We start from the raw sequence: 5,223 nt of genomic DNA on the forward strand, positions 1-5,223 counted from the left end.
TGTGGTTGCGGGCACGATGTGCAATGTTCTTCGTCTTGTTTACACGCACTGGTTTTTTTGGTGTGTGTAAGTTTTCGGCCGGTTAGTACCAGTTCCCTGAATCCATTGCTGGATGTGCAGGTCTGGCCTATCGATCCCGTGGTCTGCGGGGGGCCTTATCCCTCCTAGAGGGTGAGAAACCTGGTCTTGGAAGAGGTTTCCCGCTTAGATGCTTTCAGCGGTTATCCTGTCCGAACGTAGCTATCCAGCGGTGCCCCTGGTGGGACAACTGGTAGACCAGAGGTTCGTCCGTCCCGGTCCTCTCGTACTAGGGACAGGTTTCCTCAAGTTTCTGACGCGCGCGGCGGATAGAGACCGAACTGTCTCACGACGTTCTAAACCCAGCTCGCGTGCCGCTTTAATGGGCGAACAGCCCAACCCTTGGGACCTGCTCCAGCCCCAGGATGCGACGAGCCGACATCGAGGTGCCAAACCATCCCGTCGATATGGACTCTTGGGGAAGATCAGCCTGTTATCCCCGGGGTACCTTTTATCCGTTGAGCGACACCCCTTCCACTCGGGGGTGCCGGATCACTAGTCCCGACTTTCGTCCCTGCTCGACATGTACGTCTCGCAGTCAAGCTCCCTTGTGCACTTACACTCAACACCTGATTGCCGTCCAGGTTGAGGGAACCTTTGGGCGCCTCCGTTACATTTTAGGAGGCAACCGCCCCAGTTAAACTACCCACCAGGCACTGTCCCTGGACCGGATAGACGGTCCGAGGTTAGAAGCCCAATACGATCAGAGTGGTATTTCAACAACGACTCCACACACACTGGCGTGTGCGCTTCACAGTCTCCCACCTATCCTACACAAACCGTACCGAACTCCAATACCAAGTTGTAGTGAAGGTCCCGGGGTCTTTTCGTCCTGCCGCGCGTAACGAGCATCTTTACTCGTAGTGCAATTTCGCCGAGTCTATGGTTGAGACAGTTGAGAAGTCGTTACGCCATTCGTGCAGGTCGGAACTTACCCGACAAGGAATTTCGCTACCTTAGGATGGTTATAGTTACCACCGCCGTTTACTGGGGCTTAAATTCTCCGCTTCACCCCCGAAGGAGTTAACAGGTCCTCTTAACCTTCCAGCACCGGGCAGGCGTCAGTCCGTATACATCGTCTTGCGACTTCGCACGGACCTGTGTTTTTAGTAAACAGTCGCTTCTCACTGGTTTGTGCCACCCCCTCCCGCTACCCACCGCAAGGGTGTTGACGGTATGGAGGTCCCCCTTCTCCCGAAGTTACGGGGGCATTTTGCCGAGTTCCTTAACCATAGTTAACTCGTACGCCTTAGTATTCTCTACCTGACCACCTGTGTTGGTTTGGGGTACGGGCCATGTGTGCACTCGCTAGAGGCTTTTCTTGGCAGCATAGGATCACCGAATTCGCCTCACTCGGCTATGCATCACCTCTCAGACATATGAACGACGGATTTGCCTATCGTTCGTCCTACAGGCTTACCCCGGTATTACCACTGACCGGTACGGCTACCTTCCTGCGTCACCCCATCGCTTGACTACTACCCACCAGGGTCCCACGCAGCCGGCAACACGTGATCCCCGAAAGGATCATCACGTGCCATTTGGATGGTTAGCACAATGGATTCATCACGGACGCACACACACGGGTACGGGAATATCAACCCGTTGTCCATCGACTACGCCTGTCGGCCTCGCCTTAGGTCCCGACTCACCCTGGGCGGACTGGCCTGCCCCAGGAACCCTTGGTCTTTCGGCGGGCAAGGTTCTCACTTGCCTATTCGCTACTCATGCCTGCATTCTCACTCCCACACCCTCCACAGCTCCATTACCAGGCTGCTTCACTGGGTGCAGGACGCTCCCCTACCCATCCTTGCGGATGCCGCGACTTCGGCGGTGTGCTTGAGCCCCGCTACATTATCGGCGCACAATCACTTGACCAGTGAGCTATTACGCACTCTTTCAAGGGTGGCTGCTTCTAAGCCAACCTCCTGGTTGTCTTCGCGACTGCACATCCTTTTCCACTTAGCACACGCTTAGGGGCCTTAGTCGGCGATCTGGGCTGTTTCCCTCTCGACGCACGGAGCTTATCCCCCGCCGTCTCACTGCCACGCTTTTGTCTTACCGGCATTCGGAGTTTGGCTGACGTCAGTAACCTGGTGAGGCCCATCGGCCATCCAGTAGCTCTACCTCCGGCAAGAAACACGCAACGCTGCACCTAAATGCATTTCGGGGAGAACCAGCTATCACGGAGTTTGATTGGCCTTTCACCCCTACCCACAGCTCATCCCCTCAGTCTTCAACCTAAGTGGGTTCGGGCCTCCACGCGGTCTTACCCGCGCTTCACCCTGGCCATGGGTAGATCACTCCGCTTCGGGTCCAGAACATGCCACTACACCAAAAAGGATACGCCCTATTCAGACTCGCTTTCGCTACGGCTACCCCCCACGGGTTAACCTCGCGACATGTCCCTGACTCGCAGGCTCATTCTTCAAAAGGCACGCCATCACCCCACTCAAGAGAGGGCTCTGACGGATTGTAGGCACACGGTTTCAGGTACTATTTCACTCCCCTCCCGGGGTACTTTTCACCATTCCCTCACGGTACTAATCCGCTATCGGTCATCAGAAGGTATTTAGGCTTACCGAGTGGTCTCGGCAGATTCACAGCAGATTTCACGGGCCCGCTGCTACTCGGGAACACCATCAAGGCAGACATCGGGTTTTCACGTACGGGACTCTCACCCTCTACGGCAGGCCATCCCAAGCCACTTCCGTTAACCACGACATTTTCTTACTACCCTCCAGCCAGGTAGAACTGGAAAGATGGGTCCCACAACCCCGCACACACAACCCCTACCCGGTATCACATGCATACGGTTTAGCCTCATCCGCTTTCGCTCGCCACTACTCACGGAATCACAATTGTTTTCTCTTCCTACGGGTACTGAGATGTTTCACTTCCCCGCGTTACCTCCCACACCCTATATATTCAGGCATGGGTAACACGACATCACTCGTGCTGGGTTTCCCCATTCGGACATCCTCGGATCAACGCTCGGTTGGCAACTCCCCGAGGCTTATCGCAGCCTCCTACGTCCTTCATCGGCCTCTGATGCCAAGGCATCCACCATGCGCCCTTAAACACTTACGCACAAAAACCAATTGAAAACAAGAATCAAAATTGCACATCAACACACACAGAACAAGCAACCCAGAAACCGAAGCCTCCGGGCCAACATTCTGCGTGCATTAGATGCTCGCAACCACTATCCACGAATCAAACACCACACCCCACCACCAAAACCGGTGAGGCAACAACAACCCCCACCCCGCAACCGGGGCGTCCCCCACCCCCTATACGAGAGGGGAGCGAACGGGCCTGTTGTCTCAGGACCCAACAGTGTGTCTGGTAATTCTTTCGGTCGACGTGTCATCCCAGCCGACCAGCGTTCGTTGTCCTATGCACCCACCGGACAAACCCACTACAGGCGCCGGCGACAATCCCAACCATGAACCCCGGCACTGTTGCCGGCATGGGGGAAACCCTGGATCAGGGCATGTAAAAGGTGCTCCTTAGAAAGGAGGTGATCCAGCCGCACCTTCCGGTACGGCTACCTTGTTACGACTTCGTCCCAATCGCCGATCCCACCTTCGACGGCTCCCTCCACAAGGGTTAGGCCACCGGCTTCGGGTGTTACCGACTTTCATGACGTGACGGGCGGTGTGTACAAGGCCCGGGAACGTATTCACCGCAGCGTTGCTGATCTGCGATTACTAGCGACTCCGACTTCACGGGGTCGAGTTGCAGACCCCGATCCGAACTGAGACCGGCTTTGAAAGGATTCGCTCCACCTCACGGCATCGCAGCCCTTTGTACCGGCCATTGTAGCATGTGTGAAGCCCTGGACATAAGGGGCATGATGACTTGACGTCATCCCCACCTTCCTCCGAGTTGACCCCGGCAGTCTCCTACGAGTCCCCGGCATAACCCGCTGGCAACATAGGACAAGGGTTGCGCTCGTTGCGGGACTTAACCCAACATCTCACGACACGAGCTGACGACAGCCATGCACCACCTGCACACAGGCCACAAGGGAACCAATATCTCTACTGGCGTCCTGTGCATGTCAAACCCAGGTAAGGTTCTTCGCGTTGCATCGAATTAATCCACATGCTCCGCCGCTTGTGCGGGCCCCCGTCAATTCCTTTGAGTTTTAGCCTTGCGGCCGTACTCCCCAGGCGGGGTACTTAATGCGTTAGCTACGGCACGGATCCCAAGGAAGGAACCCACACCTAGTACCCACCGTTTACGGCGTGGACTACCAGGGTATCTAATCCTGTTCGCTCCCCACGCTTTCGCTCCTCAGCGTCAGTTACTGCCCAGAGACCCGCCTTCGCCACCGGTGTTCCTCCTGATATCTGCGCATTCCACCGCTACACCAGGAATTCCAGTCTCCCCTGCAGTACTCTAGTCTGCCCGTATCGCCCGCACGCCCACAGTTAAGCTGTGAGTTTTCACGGACAACGCGACAAACCACCTACGAGCTCTTTACGCCCAGTAATTCCGGACAACGCTCGCACCCTACGTATTACCGCGGCTGCTGGCACGTAGTTGGCCGGTGCTTCTTCTATAGGTACCGTCACTCACGCTTCGTCCCTATTGAAAGAGGTTTACAACCCGAAGGCCGTCATCCCTCACGCGGCGTCGCTGCATCAGGCTTGCGCCCATTGTGCAATATTCCCCACTGCTGCCTCCCGTAGGAGTCTGGGCCGTATCTCAGTCCCAGTGTGGCCGGTCACCCTCTCAGGCCGGCTACCCGTCGTCGCCTTGGTAGGCCATTACCCCACCAACAAGCTGATAGGCCGCGGGCCCATCCCACACCGCAAAAGCTTTCCACCACAACCCATGAAGATTATGGTCCTATTCGGTATTAGACCCAGTTTCCCAGGCTTATCCCAAAGTGCAGGGCAGATCACCCACGTGTTACTCACCCGTTCGCCACTAATCCACCCGAAGGCTTCATCGTTCGACTTGCATGTGTTAAGCACGCCGCCAGCGTTCGTCCTGAGCCAGGATCAAACTCTCCAAACAAAAACCTCGGGACAAACCCGACAGAATCCAGTTCAGAACAATCTGACCTAAACAAAAGACACCAAAAACTGGCATCAAAAAACAACCACACCCCACAAACGGGAAAACACGAGG

Annotated in this window: 2 rRNA genes; both read right to left on the reverse strand. The window is 55.9% G+C overall.

Annotated elements, in window-relative coordinates:
* Window positions 1-62: 62 nt before the first annotated feature.
* Window positions 63-3,168 (reverse strand): 23S ribosomal RNA (locus EB75_RS28115).
* A 426-nt stretch (window positions 3,169-3,594) separates the two neighbouring features.
* Window positions 3,595-5,109, reverse strand: a 16S ribosomal RNA gene (locus tag EB75_RS28120).
* Together the 16S and 23S rRNA genes form the textbook arrangement of a ribosomal RNA operon.
* Window positions 5,110-5,223: the final 114 nt, after the last annotated feature.

This window comes from Mycobacterium sp. ST-F2, from assembly GCF_001905655.1.
Lineage (GTDB): Bacteria > Actinomycetota > Actinomycetes > Mycobacteriales > Mycobacteriaceae > Mycobacterium.